Annotated in this window: 19 protein-coding genes; 14 read left to right on the top strand and 5 right to left on the bottom strand. The window is 67.3% G+C overall.

Features of this window, described 5'->3' with window-relative positions; translation table 11 throughout:
* Positions 1–405 precede the first annotated feature (405 nt).
* Positions 406–2,115 (top strand): Na/Pi cotransporter family protein, encoded by a 1,710-nt coding sequence (locus GC150_03980; GenBank protein MBI1384053.1) that lies wholly within the window; start codon positions 406–408, stop codon positions 2,113–2,115.
* Between the two features lie 34 nt (positions 2,116–2,149).
* On the opposite strand, the gene GC150_03975 is transcribed toward GC150_03980, so the two are convergent.
* Positions 2,150–3,811 carry a sulfatase-like hydrolase/transferase gene (locus GC150_03975; GenBank protein MBI1384052.1) on the bottom strand — a complete coding sequence of 554 codons (1,662 nt, stop codon included), beginning with the start codon at positions 3,809–3,811 and terminating at the stop codon, positions 2,150–2,152.
* A gap of 182 nt (positions 3,812–3,993) precedes the next feature.
* Between GC150_03975 and GC150_03970 the strand changes: the two genes are divergently transcribed.
* Positions 3,994–4,623 (top strand): hypothetical protein, encoded by a 630-nt coding sequence (locus GC150_03970; GenBank protein ID MBI1384051.1) that lies wholly within the window; start codon positions 3,994–3,996, stop codon positions 4,621–4,623.
* 63 nt (positions 4,624–4,686) lie between these two features.
* On the opposite strand, the gene zapA is transcribed toward GC150_03970, so the two are convergent.
* Entirely contained in the window at positions 4,687–5,193 is a 507-nt protein-coding gene (gene zapA, locus GC150_03965) for a cell division protein ZapA (GenBank protein MBI1384050.1), read from the bottom strand.
* 313 nt (positions 5,194–5,506) lie between these two features.
* Here zapA and gap point away from each other — a divergent pair, with 313 nt between their 5' ends.
* From gap to GC150_03945, 4 genes are all read left to right on the top strand, one after another.
* Positions 5,507–6,514, top strand: coding sequence for a type I glyceraldehyde-3-phosphate dehydrogenase (gene gap / locus GC150_03960; GenBank protein MBI1384049.1), 1,008 nt, complete (start codon positions 5,507–5,509; stop codon positions 6,512–6,514).
* 128 nt (positions 6,515–6,642) lie between these two features.
* Positions 6,643–7,047, top strand: a complete 405-nt coding sequence (locus tag GC150_03955) for a nitrile hydratase subunit beta (protein MBI1384048.1) — start codon at positions 6,643–6,645, stop codon at positions 7,045–7,047.
* Positions 6,957–7,343, top strand: a complete 387-nt coding sequence (locus tag GC150_03950) for a nitrile hydratase subunit beta (GenBank protein ID MBI1384047.1) — start codon at positions 6,957–6,959, stop codon at positions 7,341–7,343. The genes GC150_03955 and GC150_03950 overlap by 91 nt, the downstream gene beginning before the upstream one ends.
* Before the next feature lie 14 nt (positions 7,344–7,357).
* A complete protein-coding gene (locus tag GC150_03945) occupies positions 7,358–8,023 on the top strand; it encodes a nitrile hydratase subunit alpha (GenBank protein ID MBI1384046.1) in 666 nt (221 codons plus the stop codon).
* An 84-nt stretch (positions 8,024–8,107) separates the two neighbouring features.
* Here the strand turns inward: GC150_03945 and GC150_03940 are convergent, their stop codons facing one another.
* Positions 8,108–8,560 carry a hypothetical protein gene (locus GC150_03940; GenBank protein MBI1384045.1) on the bottom strand — a complete coding sequence of 151 codons (453 nt, stop codon included), beginning with the start codon at positions 8,558–8,560 and terminating at the stop codon, positions 8,108–8,110.
* A gap of 143 nt (positions 8,561–8,703) precedes the next feature.
* On the opposite strand from GC150_03940, the gene GC150_03935 reads away from it, so the two are divergent.
* The 6 genes from GC150_03935 (at position 8,704) to ppk2 (ending at position 14,455) form a co-directional block, all read left to right on the top strand.
* Complete coding sequence (locus GC150_03935) at positions 8,704–9,237, top strand: GNAT family N-acetyltransferase (GenBank protein MBI1384044.1); 534 nt, start codon at positions 8,704–8,706, stop codon at positions 9,235–9,237.
* A gap of 134 nt (positions 9,238–9,371) precedes the next feature.
* Entirely contained in the window at positions 9,372–10,400 is a 1,029-nt protein-coding gene (locus GC150_03930; protein MBI1384043.1) for a fructose-bisphosphate aldolase class I, read from the top strand.
* Positions 10,401–10,583: 183 nt separating this feature from the next.
* Positions 10,584–11,312 carry a hypothetical protein gene (locus GC150_03925; protein MBI1384042.1) on the top strand — a complete coding sequence of 243 codons (729 nt, stop codon included), beginning with the start codon at positions 10,584–10,586 and terminating at the stop codon, positions 11,310–11,312.
* Positions 11,309–12,310: a hypothetical protein gene (locus GC150_03920; GenBank protein ID MBI1384041.1), complete on the top strand. Its 1,002-nt coding sequence runs from the start codon at positions 11,309–11,311 to the stop codon at positions 12,308–12,310. Before GC150_03925 ends, GC150_03920 begins: the two co-directional genes overlap by 4 nt.
* A 150-nt stretch (positions 12,311–12,460) precedes the next feature.
* On the top strand, positions 12,461–13,057 hold the full coding sequence (locus tag GC150_03915; GenBank protein ID MBI1384040.1) for a superoxide dismutase: 597 nt from the start codon (positions 12,461–12,463) through the stop codon (positions 13,055–13,057).
* 234 nt (positions 13,058–13,291) lie between these two features.
* Positions 13,292–14,455, top strand: coding sequence for a polyphosphate kinase 2 (gene ppk2 / locus GC150_03910; protein MBI1384039.1), 1,164 nt, complete (start codon positions 13,292–13,294; stop codon positions 14,453–14,455).
* Positions 14,456–14,529: 74 nt separating this feature from the next.
* Here ppk2 and GC150_03905 read toward each other — a convergent pair whose 3' ends face one another.
* Positions 14,530–15,612: a YeeE/YedE family protein gene (locus GC150_03905; protein ID MBI1384038.1), complete on the bottom strand. Its 1,083-nt coding sequence runs from the start codon at positions 15,610–15,612 to the stop codon at positions 14,530–14,532.
* 204 nt (positions 15,613–15,816) lie between these two features.
* Complete coding sequence (locus GC150_03900) at positions 15,817–17,373, bottom strand: DUF853 family protein (protein ID MBI1384037.1); 1,557 nt, start codon at positions 17,371–17,373, stop codon at positions 15,817–15,819.
* Positions 17,374–17,520: 147 nt separating this feature from the next.
* Here GC150_03900 and GC150_03895 point away from each other — a divergent pair, with 147 nt between their 5' ends.
* Both GC150_03895 and GC150_03890 read left to right on the top strand, forming a co-directional pair.
* Positions 17,521–18,006 (top strand): DUF2267 domain-containing protein, encoded by a 486-nt coding sequence (locus GC150_03895; GenBank protein MBI1384036.1) that lies wholly within the window; start codon positions 17,521–17,523, stop codon positions 18,004–18,006.
* Positions 18,007–18,071: 65 nt separating this feature from the next.
* Positions 18,072–18,479: a DUF4332 domain-containing protein gene (locus GC150_03890; GenBank protein MBI1384035.1), complete on the top strand. Its 408-nt coding sequence runs from the start codon at positions 18,072–18,074 to the stop codon at positions 18,477–18,479.
* The last annotated feature ends 63 nt before the right edge of the window (positions 18,480–18,542 follow it).

Genomic DNA, 18,542 nt, shown 5'->3' with positions numbered 1-18,542 from the left:
CAAGCCGATGGGGCCGCGGCGGGTGCGTCGCGGCCCCGTCTTGTTTCCAGCCCCCGGCACGGGCCCCAGGCGCTCGGGCATACCGCCCGTGCCACGGCCGACAGTGAACGCCGAGCCGATCCGCGCCACTTGGTTGCGGGCGCGGCACAGTGCACGGCGAGACTGTCACAAAACTGTCATACTTGATGCCGACGCAAGCGATTGCTGCTAGTCTGATGCGGTTGACCGGGCCGACGACCCGGTCGACGCATGGCGTTGGCGGCGGTTGCGCAGGCGGATAGCCGCGGGATTTGCACCTCCGGGCCGGCCCGGAGGGCACGTCCTGCGGATCATGCGGCGGACCGACGCCAACCGGAACCGAAGCGTTTGCTTCGATCGAAACACCGGGCAAGAAGAAGAAGAACCATGGAGCTGCTCATCACGCTGGCGGGCTACGTCGCGCTGCTGGTGTGGGGGATCCGGATGATCCGCACCGGCGTGACGCGCTCGTTCCTGGCACCCATGCGCCGGGTGCTGGCGATCGGCACGCGCGGTCGGTTGCGCGCCTTCCTCTCGGGCCTCGGCGTCACCGTCATCCTACAATCGAGCACGGCAACCGGCATGGTGCTCTCCTCGTTCGCCGGGCGCGGTCTCGTGACCCTGGCGACGGCGATCGCCGTGATGCTCGGCGCGGACGTCGGCACAGCGCTCGCGGCCTTCGTCTTCTCCATGAAAATCAGCTGGCTGCCACCACTCCTTCTGGCGCTCGGCGTCATCGGATTCCTCGGCTCGGGATCCGACAAGCGCCGCAACCTCGGGCGAATCGCAATCGGGCTCGGCCTCGCGCTGCTGTCACTCGGTCTCATCGGAGAGGCATCGGCCGGCCTCAGGCAGTCGGAGACGCTCACCAAGCTGCTCGAAGTCGCCGATGGGCAGCCGGTCATCGCGGCGGTCATCGGAGCGCTGGTCGCTTGGCTGGCCCACTCGTCGCTTTCCGTCGTCATCCTCCTGATGTCGCTCACGGCAGCGGGCCTCGTCTCGCTGCCGCTCGCCGCGGCGCTCGTCATCGGCGCCAACATCGGCGGTAGCCTCGCGCCGGTGATCGCGCAGATGGGTCTCGATCCGACCGTGCGGCGCGTGCTGGTGGCGAACCTGATGATGCGGACCAGCATGGCCGTGGTCGTGCTCGCCGTGTTCCTGGCACCCGCGACGGCATTGTTGGCCTGGCTCGTGCCAAATCCCGGAACCGACGTTCTGGTTTTCCATGCCGCCTTCAACCTGGCCACGGCAGCTCTTTTCCTGCCACTCGTCGGCCCGGTCGCATGGCTGGCGACACGGCTCCTGCCCGACCGCCTGGCCGCCCCGGACCTCGGCAAGCCCCGTTATCTGGATGCGACCGTCATCGCCTCGCCGAGCGAAGCCATCGCCTGCGCCACGCGCGAGACGCTGCGGCTCGGTGACCTCGTTGCGGAAATGCTCAGCCTCAGCATCGACGTCTTCCGGCGCGACGACCAGCAACTGCTCAAACAGGTCGAGCACATCGACGACGACATCGACAAGCTCTACGAGGCAATCAAGCTCTACCTCGTGAAGGCCTCGGGAGCCGAAATGAGCGAGGAGGAAAGTCGGCGGCATGCCGAATTGCTGACGTTCGTCACCAACCTCGAGCATGTCGGGGATATCATCGACAAGAACCTGATGGAGCTGGCCGCCAAGAAAATCCGCAACCGCTACACTTTCTCGGACGAAGGCCTCGCCGAGCTGCAGCGCTTCCACGAACGGGTGCAGCAGAACCTCAAGCTGTCCTTCAATGTCCTCACCATGCAGGATCTGGCGCTCGCGCGCCGGCTGCTGGCGGAAAAACTCATCGTGCGCGACTTCGAGCGGCAGGCCTCCGAAAGCCACTTTGCGCGATTGCGCGCGGGGCGGCCGGAATCGATCGAGACCAGCGGCATCCATCTCGATATCATCCGCGACCTCAAGCGCATCAACAGTCACTTGACGTCGGTCGCCTACCCGATCCTCGAGGCGCACGGCGAACTGCTCGACAGCCGGCTCAAGGAGAGCGAGGAAATGCCGACCCGGGCGCCCGCCAGCGGATGGCTCGCGACGCCGGGCGGCTCGGCCAGCACATAGGACAGCGACAAGGGCGGCGCCCCCCGTCGGGGCATCACCCGTGGGCGTCGTCCATCTGCCAGGCGGCAAGCAGGCGAGGCAAAGCGACATTCCAGTCGAGGACGCCGGCTTTTTCCGCCCAGCCCTCGTACTCGCGCTGCAACATGCTCGCGAGCGGGGCGTTGCGCATGGCGAGGTCGTCCAGCTCCGTGCGGTCACGCTCCATGTCGTAGAGCTCCCAGGGCTGGTTGAACTTGCGCACCAGCTTGAAGTTGCCGATGCGAACGGCGGAATTTCCCTCGTGCTCCCAGAAGATCGGTCGCTCGCGCTGCCAGGCCCTGCCCTCGATGAGGCCCATGAGGCTCTCTCCGTCGAGCGCCTGGATCGCGCCGCCTCCGAGTTCGTCCGGATAGCGAACGCCGGTCGCCTCGAGGATGGTGGGCAGGACGTCGACGACGTGGCACGGGGCGTGCGCGATGCGCGGGTCGGCAAGGCGCTTGGGCCAGTTGACGATCATCGGCGTTGAAATCCCTCCCTCGTGCACCCAGTGCTTGAACAGGCGGAAGGGAGCGTTCGAGACGTTCGCCCAGGGCAGATCGTAGCTCATGTAGGTCAGCGGTCCGCCTGGGCGCAGGCACGGGCGGTTGCCCATCTCGATCTTGCGCCCGTCGTTGTGGATGTCCGGCATGAACTTGGCCCAACCGTCCTCGGCCATGAACTCGGCGCAGCCTCCGTTGTCGGAGAGGAACAGAATGAGGGTGTCCTCGCGCTGGCCGAGGCGCTCGAGCGTGGCGATGACGCGGCCAATCGACTGGTCCATGCGGTCGATCATCGCCGCATAAACCTCCATACGACTCGCCTCCCAGTCCCTTTCGGCAACGTCGCCCCAGGCGGGGGCCGCCTCGTCGCGAGGCGAGATCGCCCAGCGGTGTTGCAGGACGCCGCGCGAGAGCATCTCCTCGTGGCGCGCCGTGCGGATGGCGTCCCAGCCCTTCGAATAGACGCCCGAATAGCGCGCGATATCCTCCTCGTGGGCGTGCAGAGGCCAGTGCGGCGCGGCGTGCGCCAAATAGAGGAAGAAGGGCTGGTCGAGCGCGACGCTCTCCTCGATCATGCCGATCGCCTTGTCGGTGATGGCGTCGGTGAAATAGAAGTCCGTCGGCGAAACCTCGGCGCGCGCATCGTCCTCCATGATGTAGTGCGGGGAAAAGAAATGAGTGACGCCGTCGATGATCCCGTAGAAGCGGTCGAAGCCGCGCTGGCGGGGCGTCGGGCGGTCGACGTCGCCGACGCGCCAAGTGTCCACGAGGCGGGCCCAGAAATCACCGCCGACGTGCCATTTCCCACTCATCAACGTACGATAGCCGGCCGGGCGCAGCAATTCTGCGATCGTGGCGGCGTCGTTGCGCAGGAAGCCCTGGTAGGCCGGTGTGCCGAGGTTGGCGCCCATGTGGCCGATGCCGGCCTTGTGGGGGTAGAGGCCGGTCAACAGCGCGGCCCGCGTCGGGCAGCAACGCGCGCAGTTGTACATGGCCGAGAGCGTCAGGCCGCTCTTGGCCAGCGCATCGATGTTGGGCGTTCGTATCTCCGAGCCCATGAGGCCGAGATCGGAAAAGCCCATGTCGTCGACGAGCACGAGGATGACATTGGGGCGCTCGGCACGGCCAGGGCCGCTCAACTCGAAGGGGCGGTTCTCGGGCAACACGGGAGACCTCATCGGGAAGGACGGCACGTGCCGTGACAATGGCACGGCGCGGCGCGCGCGTGAATGCGCACGCAAGCCGCCGATCCTGGCGGCGGTGCCCCGTTCATTTCGGGTTCACAATCGCGTGAACGCGTCTCCCGCTTCCATCATCACTCCAGGACACGCTCGAGGTGTCCACGAAACGGAGAAACGAGATGTTCAGCAGGATGACAGCCGCGGGCCTCATCGCAATGATGACAACGGCTGGTGCGCTCACGACCACGACGGCCGAAGCGCTGACCTATGTGGCGCCGACGGCGAATACCTATTGCGTGGTCGATGTCTCGCCCTACGACGTCCTCAACGTGCGCGCGAGCCCGTCCAAGCACGCCAGCATCAACTATACGATCCCGCACGACGCGTGCGGCGTCCAGGTTCTGGACCAGTGCCAGGGCAACTGGTGCCGCGTGGTTTATGAAGGTCTGCACGGCTGGGCCAACACGCGCTTCCTGGCGCCCGGTGGCGGGTATGAAGGCGACGGCTCGGGCGGCGGCCATGGTGGCGGCTACGGCGACGGTTCTGGCGGCGGCTACGGCGATGGCTCGGGTGGCGGCCATGGCGGCGGACACCTCGGTGACCTGCCGTGGTGCGTGAACGTGCCGCCCGGCGACCACCTCAATGCGCGTTCCGGCCCAGGGACCGGCTACGAGGTCGTCGGCAGCTACTCGAACGGCTACTGCGGCATCTACGGAACCGGCCGCTGCCAGGGTAACTGGTGCGAAACGGCCAACCACGAGTTCACCGGCTGGGTGAACACGCGCTTTCTCAGGCCGCAGAATTACTGAGCCAGTCAGCGCCGGCCGGCTGCAGAGCCTGCCGGCGTGACACGCCCGCGCGAGCGCAGACGATCAGCCTTTGGCCTTGCCGGAGCGGCCGGCGGCCACCGCCGCACCGAGTTCGAGGAGCTCGACCGGCTCATCGCGGGGAAAAAGATCCCCTTCGGTCATCGGCGTCGTCAGGGTGAGCGGTTTCAGCGGCGACTGGCCCGGGCCAGCCGAACCCGTGGTCGTACGCCCCGACGGCGAAGGGGCCTCGTGACGACCCGCGGCGCCCGCCGGTGCGACGGTTGCCCGTGGCTGCCCGTCCTCCGGCCGCTGCTGGCGGGATGGAACGGTTCTGTCGGCGAGCGCCGCCTTCAACTCCGCGATCCGTGCGCGGGCATCGAGCAACTCGTCTGCCACGGTGAGCGCGGCCATCAAGAGAAGACGCTCGTCGGCCTGGCGACCGAATTCCGCGGTGATGGTGGCGATGTGCTGGTCGATGATCGCGGCGAGGTCCTTCAGCCGCTCCTCGCCTCCCGGCTCACAGCCGATGCGATAGACGCGCCCGTTCACGCGAATGGAAGTCTGCGTCATGATCCCGATCCCCGCCCGGCCCGTCGCGCCGAAAGGCGCACCCGCGAATCACCCGACATCTCGCGATCGATTATGCCGGCTCGCCGGCTCCATTCCAAACATGCAATCGCCGTCGCGCCAGGACGCCAGCGCGACGCGATGCGCGCGGCCGACATGGCTGTCAACCGACCGACGCGTGGCCACTGGAAACAGCGCGCGCGATGCGCTATCGGCCGCGCATGCCGCAGCACGCGGGCGCCGCTGGAACGGTCCTGCGCGCTGTGGGGAGCGCCCGCCGGGCGCCGCGCCCCGCTTTCACGCCACGGAGCTCATCATGACCGTCAAAGTCGCCATCTCCGGCTTCGGCCGCATCGGCCGCAACATATTGCGCGCGCTCGCCGAATCCGGGCGCAAGGATCTCCAGGTCGTGGCCGTCAACGACATCGCGCCGGCCGAGACGCTGGCGCACCTCTTTCGCTACGACTCAGCGCACGGCCCATTCCACGGAACGGTGAAGCTCGACGGCGACTCGATCGATGTCGGGACCGGTCCGATCAAGATCACCACCGTGCGCAATCCGGCCGAGGCGCCGTGGGGTGCGATGGGCATCGATGTCGTCATGGAGTGCACCGGTATTTTCACCGACAAAGTGAAGGCGGTCGCCCACCTCGAGGCGGGGGCAAAGCGCGTGCTCGTCTCGGCGCCTTCGACGGGGGCCGACCTCACCGTGGTCTACGGCGTCAACCATCAGGCGCTGAAGCCGGAGCACAAGGTCGTCTCGAATGCCTCGTGCACGACGAACTGTCTCGCGCCGGTCGCCAAGGTGCTTCATGAACTGGTCGGTATCGAGCAGGGCTTCATGACGACGGTGCACGCCTACACTTCCGACCAGCGCATCCTCGATGCTCCGCACAGCGACATGCGGCGGGCGCGCTCGGCGGCGGTCTCGATGATCCCGACCTCGACGGGGGCGGCGCGCGCCGTCGGCCTCGTGCTTCCGGCGCTCAACGGCAAACTCGACGGCACCGCCATCCGTGTGCCGACGCAGAACGTCTCGATGATCGACCTCAAGGTCATTCCGTCCCGTCAGGCGACGGCCAAGGAGATCAACGCGGCGATGACGGCAGCGGCGAAAGGCGAGCTGAAGGGCGTGCTTGCGGTCACCGAGGAGCCGCTGGTCTCCGTCGATTTCAACCACAACCCCGCCTCCTCGACCTTCGATGCGACGCAGACGCAGGTCGTCGACGGGCGGCTCATCCGCGTGCTGAGCTGGTACGACAACGAATGGGGCTTCTCGAACCGCATGCTCGACACGGCCGTCGCAATGGGCAAGCTCGGCTGAGCGCGCCGCCGCGGGCAAAGCGATCGTCCGGATCGGCCGAGAGGCGCTCCAGTTGGCACGGGGCGCCTCTTGGTGTTTGATGACCGCAGGTCGATTTCATTCCTGCCCGACACCAGGAGCACGCCGGCATGAGCACGGAGCGGTTCAACAGCGAGCGTTCGGGGAGCGGCGGGCGCGCCGTGCACGACGTCGGAGGGCTCGATTTCGGGCCGATCGACCGGCACGAGCACGATCTCGCGCACTGGGAACGCCGGATCGATGCCCTGCTGATGCTGCTGGCGACGCGCAAGGGTGCCTTCAAGATCGACGCGCTGCGGCGGGTGATCGAGAGCTACAGCGAGCAGGACTACGATGCGACGACCTACTACGAGAAATGGGTGCGCGCCATCCGTAACCTGCTGATCGAGCAGGAAATCGTCACCATGGAGGAGATCGAGGCCAAATGCGCGGAGGTAGCGGCCGTGATGCGGGCCGCGGGGCGCGAGGTGATCGCGGGCGGGGTGCCGGCCGATGGCGATCGAGGCGCGCGGTGACGGGGCCCGCGGCCGTGGGCCGTTTTCGGATCGGCGAGCGCGTCCGGGTCGACGAAAGGGCGGCGCTCGGACATTGCCGGACACCGCTCTACCTGCGTGGCCACACCGGAACGGTCGTTGCGATCCAGGGTGAATTCCACGATCCCGAGCGGCTCGCCTATCACAAGCCCGGGCTACCGCGGCAGGTGTTCTACAAGGTGCGATTTCGCCAGCACGACCTCTGGCCGGACTACGTCGGTCCCAAGGGCGAGCACCTCGAGGCGGACATCGCGGGCAATTGGCTGGTGACGGCCTGACGGAGACGATCGACATGCACGACGCGCACGATCATGGAGATCATGACCATCACGCCCCGCCGCAGCCGGACCACGATCGCGGCCCGGCGACGCCCTACGAGGTGTTGGCCACGGCGCTCGCCGAGCTGATGGTGGAAAAAGGGGTTGTCGGCCCCGAGGAAATTCGCGCGCAGATGGAGGTGATCGACACGCGCTCTCCGGCACTCGGGGCTCGGGTCGTCGCGCGCGCCTGGACGGATGACGGCTATCGCGAGCGGCTCCTTTCGGGCACCCGCGAGGCGCTCGCGGAGATGGGCGTCGACATCGGCTCGCTCGCCGAATACCGCGTGGTCGAGAATACGCCGGAGGTGCACAACGTCGTCGTCTGCACGCTCTGCTCTTGCTATCCCAAGATGCTGCTCGGCATCCCGCCGGCCTGGTACAAGAGCCTCGCCTACCGCAGCCGGACCGTACGCGATCCGCGCGGCGTATTGGCGGAATTCGGCACGCACATCGCCGAGGGCACCGAAGTGCGGGTGCACGATTCGACCGCGGAGATCAGATGTTTCGTCCTCCCGCTGCGCCCGCCCGGCACCGAGGGCTGGTCGCCGGAGCGCCTCGAGGGCCTCGTCACGCGCGACTGCTTGATCGGGACGGCGGTGCCGGCGTTGCCTGGCCCGGGAGCCAACCTGACGACGTAGCGGAGCCGCCGGCCGCTCGGTGCGGTGAGCCCATGAACCGCACGCGAGAGCCGACGGCTCCGAGGAAGAAGGCGGCCCCGGAGATCAGGCCTTCGCTTCCTCACGTCGGCCCCTGACGCACCAGCCGACGAAGGCCAGAACGCCGAGCGCCAGAGCCAATTTGCCGCCCCACTTGTCCCAGAACGGCAGGGAGACCGCGGCCGGCAATGTCACGCCGACGCCCTTTGCCAGCCCGCGCAGCGTTTCCTCGGAGAGTTCCACGTACTGGTCGTCGCGACCAACGTAGCCGGTCCACTTGTGATCGTAGTCCCAGATCGGCAGCCAGAGCACCGAAAAGGTGGTGTAGCGATAGCCGGCATCGAGATGCGTGCCGTCCTTCAACGTGAACTCGCTCGTGGCCGGCAGATCGGCAACCTTGATGACCTTCTCGGCCGTGCTCCAGACGATCGGAATCTTGCCCGCCGACGCGGGGGCGCTGGCTCCGGCAACCGCCATGGTCGCGGCTGCCGCGGCGACGATCGTTCTCAAGAAACGCATCTCGTATCTCCCTGGTTACCCGGCCCGGCTTGCTGCCCGCAGGCGCTTGGCGGCAGGCCCGTGATCTGCGAGATGAATGGAACCCTCAGAGCCCGTTCATCCGCGGTTCATCGGGGTGCGGTCGTTGGAGCGAGGCGCGCGACATGCTGGCTGTGAGGCCGATGGTGGAGACGGACGGGCCGGCCGTCCTCGAGATTTACGGGCAGGGCATCGCAACGGGGCACGCGACATACGAAAGCGCGGTGCCGACCTTCGAGAAATGGTGGACGTCGCGTATCGACGGCACCCGCCTCGTTGCGACCGGCGAGGGGGGCGAGGTCGTCGGCTTTGCCGCGCTTTCGCCGGTCTCGGCGCGGGCGGTCTATCGCGGGGTGGCGGAAGTCACGATCTACGTCGCCGAGGCGGCACGCGGGCGCGGTATCGGGCACGGCCTGCTGGGCGCCCTCGTCGCGCACGCGGAAGGCGCGGGGTTCTGGACGCTGCAGGCGCAGGTGTTCCCCGAGAACAGTGCCAGCATCACGCTCCACATGGCACACGGCTTTCGCGAGGTGGGCGTGCGCGTGCGGCTCGCCCGCATGGCACCCGCCCCGCTCGGCGGGCCCATGGCGGGGCGCTGGCGCGACGTCGTCCTGCTCGAGCGGCGCAGCGAAACGAACGGACTCGAAAGCGCCAACTGAGGGCGCAGCGGACGGTTTACCGCCTTGCCGGATTGCCCACCGTTGTTTCCGCCCGAATGCTGGCCCTCTCGCCGGGTTGGCGCTAAAACGCACGGCAATCACGGATGTCAACTCAGGAACTCGGGATGGCGACAATGGGCGAAACGCTGAACGGTATAGCAAGGGCCATGGTGGCCGACGGCAAGGGCATCCTGGCCGCCGACGAAAGCTCCGGCACCATCAAGAAGCGGTTCGACTCGATCGGCGCCGAGTGCACCGAGGCGAACCGGCGAGACTACCGCGAGATGCTGTTCCGGGCGCCCGCCATGCGCGACTGCATCTCCGGCGTGATCCTCTTCGACGAAACGCTGCGACAGAAGGCCGCCGACGGCACGCCGCTCGTCGAAATCATCAAGGCGTCGGGCGCCGTTCCGGGCATCAAGGTGGATGCGGGCGCCAAGGACATGGCCGGCCGTTCGGGCGAAAAGATCACCGAAGGTCTCGACGGCCTCGGCGGACGGCTCGCGGAATACCACAAGCTCGGGGCGCGTTTCGCCAAGTGGCGCGCCGTGATCACGATCGGCGACGGCGGGCGGCCGAGCTGGTCGTGCATCAAGGCGAACGCGCATGCTCTGGCTCGCTATTCCGCGCTCTGCCAGGAAGCGGGCATCGTGCCGATCGTCGAACCCGAAGTGCTGATGGACGGGCCGGATGCCAAGCACGACATGGCGACCTGCTACCGCGTCACCGAATGGACGCTCAACACCGTGTTCGATGAACTCTTCGAGGCGGGCGTCGCGCTCGACGGCATCGTGCTGAAGCCCAACATGATCGTGCCGGGCCAGCTCTCTGGACAGAAGGCTCGCGTCGAGGATGTAGCCGAGGAGACCGTACGCTGCCTCAAGGCGACCGTGCCTTCCAGCGTGCCGGGCATCGCATTCCTCTCGGGCGGGCAGTCCGACGAGGAGGCGACAGCCCACCTCTCGGCCATGAACGCGCTCGGGGGGCTGCCCTGGAAGCTGACGTTCTCCTACGGCCGCGCGCTGCAGGCGGCCGCGCTGAAGGCCTGGGGTGGCAAGTCGGCAAACGTCGGCGCCGGTCAGGCCGCGTTCTCGCACCGCGCGCGCATGAACGGTCTGGCGGCGGCGGGCAAGTGGTCGTCGGGTCTCGAAAAGGCCGCCTGAGGGGGCCAGGCGCCGCCCGGCGACGAACGGCAAGTGGCATGAGGGACGCCGGGCTGGGTCAGTGACCGCTCGCCCGGTGTCATCGTTTCGTCCATCTGGCGGCCAATAGGGACGGCAGGTGACCGGCCGGCGATGGCAGATCGCCGGAAATGATGCCATCATTTGCGACCGGAGCAGCGAGCGATGGACGACAATCCGCAACCCCCGAGGTTGTATTTGCTGCTGTCGGGAGCGGCCGCGCCCGCGAACGACGAGCGGCTCGCGGACCTGCTGCGGACGCTGGACGTCGCCTGCGTGCTGCTGGACGCAGGCGACGGCGGACTGACGACGCCGGTCGAGCCGGATCGGATCGGCGATTTGCAGGCGGGCGGTGCGGCAGTGCTGCTTGCGGTGCCGGCGAGCGACCCTGCGAATCTGCAGGGCTTCGAGGCGAGCGCAGCGGATGGCGTGCACCTCGATCTTTCGGCCATCGATCTCGATCCAGAAGTCGCGCTTGCGCATTACCGGGCGGCGCGGGCGCGGGTCGGGCGGGACGGCGTCGTCGGTTGTCTCGTCGGTGAGACGCGCGATCTCGCTATGACGCTCGCCGAGGAAGGAGCCGACTACATCGCCTTTCGGGTCGATGCGTGGGTGCGCACGGAGTCCGAGGATGTCGGCGAAGACTCCGGCCAGCCTACCCGGGCGGACGGCGACGGCGGGGAGCCGATGCCCGACGAGCGCATGATCGCCTGGTGGTCGGACCTCTTCCAGGTGCCGGTGGTGGCCTGGGACGTGACGACGGTCGCTGAAGCCGGCGAGGCGCTCGAGGCCGGCGCGGACTTCCTCGCGCTGCGGCTACCGGCCACGCAGAGCGCGCAATCGGAGGCGTTCCTCAGGGCCGTCCAAGGCGCCATCGACGATATGAGCGGATGATGCGGCGGCTCTCCATCGCGGCAGCCGCGCTGACCGGCACACTCGCTGCGAGCCTCGCCGGGTGGCCGTTCTGCCCGCGGGCGTCGGCGGCCGAGCCGCCCGTGCCGACCGCCAACGTAACGCGGACCGGGTCCGATCAGCAGCAACCGGCGACCATCGCGGACCCGGCCTTTGCGGCGTTCGATGAAGGCCGTTATCTGGCCGCGCGCGCGCAAGCCGAGGCGGCGGCGGCGCGCGGCGAGGCCGCCGCCTTCACGCTTCTCGGTCGGCTGCACGAGGAGGGGCTCGGCATTGCCCAGAATTTCGAGAAGGCGGCGGGCTACTACGTCGAGGGCACGAAACGGGGCGACGTCAACGCCAAGTTCGCGCTCGCCATGCTGCTGGTGCGCGGCCAGGGTGTCGCGCGTGACCACGACGTGGCCGGCAGTCTCTTTGCAGAGGCGGCCGAGGCGGGGATCGCGGAGGCGCAATACAATCTCGCGCTCTTGCATGCGAGCGGCAACGGGCGTGCGCTCGACATGGCGGCGGCGGCTCACTGGCTGGAGAAGGCCGCCATGCAGCGCCACGCGGCGGCACAATACGATCTCGGCGCCCTCTATCTCAGCGGCGAAGGCGTCGAAAAGAGTGCCGAGCGGGCCGCCTACTGGATCGCGCGGGCAGCCGATCGCGGCTTGCCGGAAGCACAGCTCGAATACGCAATCATGCTCTCCAAGGGCGAGGGCGTGGCCAAGGATTTGCCCAAGGCCGTGCGCTACCTGACGGCCTCGGCGGAAGCTGGCAGCGCTCCGGCGCAGGCACGGCTGGCCCGCCTCTATGCCTATGGCGACATCGTCGAGCCCGACATCGTCCAAGCCGCCAAATGGTATCTCCTCGCGCGGGCGCGGGGCGCAACGGACCCCTCCCTCGATCGCTACTTGATGCGCCTCAACGAGGCCGAACGCGGCGCCGCCGAACGCGAGGCCGCACTCTGGCGCGAGCGCAACCTCACCGAACGTTAGCCCCGGCGAGCGCCCGAGGCGGCGAATGTGGGAAGACCCGGCGTGCAACCCATCGGGGTGGCGTCCGCTTGTGCCTCGGCCGGCGAGCAGCTACCGTCCCGCTGACTTTCGATGCTCATCACCAACATCCAGCAACGCCGGAGAAGCAAGATGGCCTTCGCGCTCCCCCCGCTGCCCTACGCCTACGACGCGCTCGCACCGCACATGTCGCGCGAGACGCTCGAGTTCCACCACGACAAGCACCACAACGCCTACGTCGAGAACGGCAACAAGCTGGCCGCCGGGACCGACTACGCCCAGCTCTCGCTCAGCAAGATCTGCCGCAAGGCGTTCGCGGAGAAGAACGCCGGGCTCGTCAACAACGCCGGCCAGCACTACAACCACCTGCACTTCTGGAACTGGATGAAGCCGAACGGTGGTGGCAGCAAGCTGCCGGGCAAGGTCGAGAAGCTGGTTGCCGGTTACGGCGGCTACGACAAGGTGCGTGCCGACTTCATCAACGCCGGCGTCACGCAGTTCGGCTCCGGCTGGGCTTGGCTCGCGGTCAAGAACGGCGCGCTGGTCGTCATGAAGACCCCGAACGGTGAGAACCCGCTGATGCACGGCGCCGATCCGATCCTCGGCTGTGACGTCTGGGAGCATTCCTATTACATCGATTATCGCAATGCCCGGCCGAAGTATCTCGAAGCCTGGTTCGACAAGCTGGTGAACTGGGACTACGTCGCCGGCATGTGCGACGGCATCTGACGTCCCGCCGCGAACTGCGAACGGATGACGACAGCATCGCCCGGGCCCGTGCGGTCCGGGCGTTTTCGTTCCATCGGCCCGACGGTGTGTTCCCGCGCTCGTCGCTCGACCTTTGATCCCGATCAAGTCGCCTCGAATTTCAGCGTGGTAGACTGTCACGAACTCGTCGCATGCGCCGTCGTCGCGTGCACGAGCGACGAGCCGTTCGAAAACCCGGTTCTCGAGGGAGAGACGATGAGCACGGAGCCTCCACGTCGCGGCACGCGAACTGCCAACAGTGGCGCCAACCCGGTCGAGAGCAAGCCCGCGCAGGCCAAGGCCGCGGCCGCGAACGGAGCGGCCGGCGAGGCCGAAGGCGTCGCACCGACGCTGCCAGAGGCGCAGGCGACCGCAAAATCCGCGCCCGACGCGAACCCGCCCGCGAGAAGCGACGATCCACCCGCGGCCGCGCCATCGATGGGCGATGGCATCGGGGCGACGGCCCCGCATGATGCCTCACCAGGTGCACAACGGATCGCCGCGCTCCGCCACGACGCCGAGGCGATCCGGCGCATCTTCGAGACCGGCGAATACCCTTATCGCGAACCGATGCGCCGCCCGGCCTACGAGCGCCACAAGGCGGAGCTGCAGATCGAATTGCTCAAGGTGCAGGATTGGGTCAAAGCCACGAGCGCCAAAGTGGTCCTGATCTTCGAGGGGCGAGATGCCGCCGGCAAGGGCGGCACCATCAAGCGCTTCATGGAGCATCTCAACCCGCGCGGCGCGCGCGTGGTCGCGCTCGACAAGCCGACCGAGCGCGAGCGCACGCAGTGGTATTTCCAACGTTACATCCAGCACCTGCCGGCCGGTGGCGAAATCGTGCTGTTCGACCGCTCCTGGTACAATCGGGCCGGGGTCGAGCGCGTCATGGGCTTTTGCACGCCGAACGAATACCTCGAGTTCATGCGCGAGGCCCCGGAACTCGAGCGCATGCTGGTGCGCAGCGGCATCCACCTCTTCAAATACTGGTTCTCGGTGACCCGCGAGGAGCAGATGCGCCGGTTCACAGCTCGTGAACACGAACCGCTCAAGCAATGGAAGCTTTCGCCGATCGACCGGCAGTCGCTGGACAAATGGGACGACTACACCGAAGCCAAGGAGGCGATGTTCTTTTATACCGACACCGCCGACGCGCCCTGGTCGATCGTCAAATCGGACGACAAGAAGCGGGCGCGCCTCAACTGTATGAAGCATTTCCTTTCGACGCTGCCCTACACGGGCAAGAACGAGCGGGTCGTCGGGCGACCCGACCCACTGATCGTCGGCTCGAGCAGCGACGTGATCAGCAAGGGCGACCACATTCTCGGCAAGAGCATGCATCCCTCGAGCCGGGCGACGGGGCTAGGCGACGTGAGCTAGACGCAAAGCGACCTGATCGCCCGCCGAGGTGGGACCGACCACACAGGGGCCGCCGGTCGAGGCGGTCCCTGCTCTCAGGGCCTCGCGGGGGCAGGCTCGTGCGCGGCGGGCGCCGGGCCATCGACGATGCGGTCGGTCAGCATCGCCCCAGCCCACATCGCGGCGAGCGCCAACCATGCGGTGACCGCGAAGATGGCCCCACCCGTCACACCCGCGCCGACCGCGCAACCTCCCGCCAGCATGCCGCCATAGCCCATCAGCACGGCGCCCGCGATGTAGCGCAGCATGCTCGGGCCACCTGAAAAGCCTTGCAGCGACAGCTCACGGGCCGCCAACGCCGCGAGCAACGAACCGGCAAACACACCCGGAACGAGGCCGAGATCAAAACTCAAATGAATGGAGCGCTCGTTGATGAAGGCCATGAGCGTGTCGGCGGCAGGGCCGGTGAAGCTGACGCTGCCGACGCGGACGGGTTCGAAGGCGACCTGGGAGAGGCCATAGGTCGTCAGCCAGCCGGCGGCGACGACAGTGCCCAGCGCCGCGGCCGACAATCCTTCGATCGGCGCCACGCCGCGTCGGCGTGCCAGCGAGAGGCCGAGGGCAAGGCCAGCGAACCCAAGGAGGGCGCCGGTGAGCGGACCAGTGCCAACGGCGGTGAGCAGATTACGCACGTCGCCGCCCTCGACGGTCCAAAGCCCGGCCAGGTACTCACGCGAGGGCGCGAGGATGCCCCGCAACGAGGCCTGCGCCACCACCGTCAGGACGAGGCCGGTGAGGAGGGCACGCAGATTGCCGGTCGCCGAGAGCACCAGCAGCCGACTGGCGCAACCACGCGCCAGGATCATGCCGGCCCCGAACATCACGCCGCCGATGATGGCGCCAGAGATGCTGCCGCGCGCGGTGAGCTGACGCGCCTCGCCGACGTCGAGCCATTCGAGGACGATCGCGGTCTGTGTCGCGGCGACGGCGGAAAAGAACGCAAGGAGCCAAATCGCCACCTTCGGACCGAGTTCGCCTCGAGCGAACTCGATGGTGGCCGCGCGCAAGCAGAACCGGCTGCGCTGAGCGAGGGCGCCGAAGGCCAACCCGATCGCCAAGCCGGCGAGCGCGAGCGTCACTTCGTCGCCCAGCCGATTGGTCAGCGCCGCGAGATCCACTTGCCGCGTCCCTCCACGGACCACCGGGCGAGCAGCTCCGCAGCCCCCTGCCACGCGGTCGATCTCGCCGAACGGCGAGCACTCTCGGCGCGTGCCGGTCAGCGAGCCTTGACCTCGATCAAAGCTCGCTGCGGTCTCGACGAAGGGATGACGGACACGAGCGGACCGCGCCGCGGGCGAGCCGGCAACGCACGGGGATGGCGATCAGCGACGCCGCCGGCCACCGCCCAGCATGCGCCCGAGGGCGCCGCCGATCGCCGTACCGAGCGACCGGATCAACGACTTGGAAAACGCATCGCCCATGGACTGACCGCCTCGCGAGCGCGATGTCGACGTCGTACGCCCTCGCGATTGCGGCTCCTCGGGACGGGTGCCGCGACGCGTCGAGGGAACCCGGAACTCGCCGTGCCGCTCGTACTCGATGTCGCGGCGACCGCCGAGCGTGCCGCTGCCGGCCTCGGTGCGGCGTTCCTCGATCTCAGTCGTCCGGCGCTGGAGGATCTCGTAGGCGGACTCGCGGTCCACGCTCTTGTCGTACTGTCCGAGAACAGGGCTCTGCTGGATGATCGATTTGCGCTCCTCGGCCGTCACCGGTCCGAGGCGCGAGGACGGCGGACGAATCAGCGTCCGCTGGACGATCGACGGCGTTCCCTTGTTCTCCAGCGTCGAGACGAGCGCCTCGCCGACGCCGAGCTCCATGATGACGCGCTCCGTGTCGAGTTCGGGGTTGGGGCGGAAGGTGCTGGCGGCGGCCTTCACCGCCTTCTGCTCGCGCGGACTGAAGGCGCGCAGCGCGTGCTGCACGCGGTTGCCGAGCTGGCTCGAAACGGTATCGGGCACATCGAGCGGGTTCTGCGTGACGAAATAGACGCCGACGCCCTTGGAGCGGATGAGGCGCACGACCTGCTCGACCTTGAGGAGCAGCGCCTTCGGTGCCTCGCTGAACAAGAGGTGCGCCTCGTCGAAGAAGAAGACGAGGCGCGGCTTTTCGGGATCGCCCACCTCGGGCAGTTCCTCGAACAGCTCGGTCAGCAGCCAGAGCAGGAACGTCGCATAGAGCCGCGGGCTCTGCATGAGCTTGTCGGCGGCGAGAACGTTGACCATGCCGCGCCCGTCCCGGGTCGTGCGCATGAAATCGCGGATATCGAGCGCGGGCTCGCCGAAGAAGTTGAACGCACCTTCCTCCTCGATCACCAGGAGGCGGCGCTGGATGGCGCCGACCGAGGCGGTGGAGATGTTGCCGTACTCGAGGGACAGGTCCTTGGAGCGCTCACCGATGTTGACCAACAGCGCGCGCAGATCCTTGAGATCGAGCAGCGGCAAGCCTTCCTCGTCGGCGATCCTGAAACCGATGTTGAGAACGCCTTCCTGCGTCTCGTTCAGATCCAGCAGGCGCGAGAGGAGGAGCGGCCCCATCTCCTCGACGGTCGCGCGGATGGGGTGGCCCTGCTCGCCGAACAGATCCCAGAACACCGTCGGGCAGGCCTCGTAGGCGTACTCCTCGAGACCGATCTTCTTGGCGCGCTTTTCGAGGAAGTCCTTCGAAACGCCAGGCATCGCGACCCCGGAGAGGTCGCCCTTGACGTCGGCGCAGAAGACCGGGACGCCGTGATTGGAGAAGCCCTCCGCCAAGATCTGGAGCGTGACGGTCTTGCCAGTGCCGGTCGCGCCGGTGATCAGACCGTGGCGATTGGCGAGCTTGAGAGAAAGATATTCCGGCTTGATGCTCGTGCCGAGATAGATGTCGGTTTGCGTCAGCATGGCTCCCCCGGCGCTGTTGGCGAGGCGCGATCGTGCGCCGAACTCCGCTGGTTTCAACAAGAGGCTTAGTCGCTGAGCGGCGAATTGCAAACAACCGATGGCAACGTGTTGACACCTTTGGGCTATGCGGCATTGGATGAATCGGGCATGAGCCAAACGGTCGTCAGAGGAGAATCGGCAGGCATGGAAGAACTGATTTCGAGGATCGTAGAGAAGGTCGGTATCGCGCCCGACGTGGCCGAGCGTGTTGTCGGCATCATCCTCGGTCTCTTCCAGAGCGAGGCCGGTGAGGGTCCGCTGAAGAACCTGGTTGCGGCGATGCCGGAAGCCGGCGCGCTGATCGAGCGCGCTCAGCAGGCGGTCGAGGCACCGCAGGCGGCTGCCGGCGGAATCGGCGGATTGCTCGGCGGCGGTGGCGGCGGTCTCGGGGGATTGCTCGGCGGCGCTCTCGGGGCGATGGCCGGCGGCAACCCGCTGACCGAGGCGCTCGGCAAGCTGAACGCCGAAGGATTGAGTATCGACCAGGCCAAGGCGGCCGGGTCCGAAGTTGTTTCGTTCGCCCGCGAACGGGCCGGGGACGATGTCGTCGATCAGCTCCTCGCTGCGGTTCCAGGGTTGCGTTCCGTACTTTGACGGACCGCCGGTACGGCCCGTCATCCCGCCCGAACGGGCAATCGACCGCGCCATTGGAGGCACCGATGCGCTACAAAATCGAGACTGTGGAAGGCATTGCCAAGGTCTATGGCGAAAAGCTGCGCCAGGCCGGCGTCAAGAGAACCGATCAGCTCCTGGAACGGGGCGCCTCCAAGAAAGGGCGCAAGGAACTGGCCGATGTGGTGGGCATCGACGAGAAGCTCATCCTCAAGTGGACGAACTTCTGCGATCTGATGCGCATTCGCGGCGTCGGCGAGGAATACTCGGAGCTGCTCGAGGCGGCGGGTGTCGACACCGTCAAGGAGCTGAAAATGCGCAAGCCCGACAACCTCCACAAGGCCATGGTCGAGGCGAACGCCAAGCGTAAGATGGTGCGGCAGCTGCCGAGCCTGAAGCAGGTCGAAAAGTGGGTCGCACAGGCCAAGGAACTGCCGGCGATCATGACGTATTGACCCTCGGCGCAGGTGCAGGGTCCCCGTTGATCGAAGGCCGCATTCTTTCGCCTTCGGTGTTCG

It is taken from the genome of Hyphomicrobiales bacterium, from assembly GCA_016125495.1.
Lineage (GTDB): Bacteria > Pseudomonadota > Alphaproteobacteria > Rhizobiales > RI-29 > RI-29.
The sequence above is the reverse complement of the archived record's forward strand: the minus strand, read 5'-3'. Positions and strand labels throughout refer to the sequence as shown.

Coding starts and splice junctions, on each gene's coding strand:
- GC150_03980 (MBI1384053.1), top strand. CDS start 406: ATGGAGCTGCTCATCACGCTGGCGGGCTACGTCGCGCTGCTGGTGTGG.
- GC150_03975 (MBI1384052.1), bottom strand. CDS start 3,811: ATGAGGTCTCCCGTGTTGCCCGAGAACCGCCCCTTCGAGTTGAGCGGC.
- GC150_03970 (MBI1384051.1), top strand. CDS start 3,994: ATGTTCAGCAGGATGACAGCCGCGGGCCTCATCGCAATGATGACAACG.
- zapA (MBI1384050.1), bottom strand. CDS start 5,193: ATGACGCAGACTTCCATTCGCGTGAACGGGCGCGTCTATCGCATCGGC.
- gap (MBI1384049.1), top strand. CDS start 5,507: ATGACCGTCAAAGTCGCCATCTCCGGCTTCGGCCGCATCGGCCGCAAC.
- GC150_03955 (MBI1384048.1), top strand. CDS start 6,643: ATGAGCACGGAGCGGTTCAACAGCGAGCGTTCGGGGAGCGGCGGGCGC.
- GC150_03950 (MBI1384047.1), top strand. CDS start 6,957: ATGCGCGGAGGTAGCGGCCGTGATGCGGGCCGCGGGGCGCGAGGTGAT.
- GC150_03945 (MBI1384046.1), top strand. CDS start 7,358: ATGCACGACGCGCACGATCATGGAGATCATGACCATCACGCCCCGCCG.
- GC150_03940 (MBI1384045.1), bottom strand. CDS start 8,560: ATGCGTTTCTTGAGAACGATCGTCGCCGCGGCAGCCGCGACCATGGCG.
- GC150_03935 (MBI1384044.1), top strand. CDS start 8,704: ATGCTGGCTGTGAGGCCGATGGTGGAGACGGACGGGCCGGCCGTCCTC.
- GC150_03930 (MBI1384043.1), top strand. CDS start 9,372: ATGGGCGAAACGCTGAACGGTATAGCAAGGGCCATGGTGGCCGACGGC.
- GC150_03925 (MBI1384042.1), top strand. CDS start 10,584: ATGGACGACAATCCGCAACCCCCGAGGTTGTATTTGCTGCTGTCGGGA.
- GC150_03920 (MBI1384041.1), top strand. CDS start 11,309: ATGATGCGGCGGCTCTCCATCGCGGCAGCCGCGCTGACCGGCACACTC.
- GC150_03915 (MBI1384040.1), top strand. CDS start 12,461: ATGGCCTTCGCGCTCCCCCCGCTGCCCTACGCCTACGACGCGCTCGCA.
- ppk2 (MBI1384039.1), top strand. CDS start 13,292: ATGAGCACGGAGCCTCCACGTCGCGGCACGCGAACTGCCAACAGTGGC.
- GC150_03900 (MBI1384037.1), bottom strand. CDS start 17,373: ATGCTGACGCAAACCGACATCTATCTCGGCACGAGCATCAAGCCGGAA.
- GC150_03895 (MBI1384036.1), top strand. CDS start 17,521: ATGAGCCAAACGGTCGTCAGAGGAGAATCGGCAGGCATGGAAGAACTG.
- GC150_03890 (MBI1384035.1), top strand. CDS start 18,072: ATGCGCTACAAAATCGAGACTGTGGAAGGCATTGCCAAGGTCTATGGC.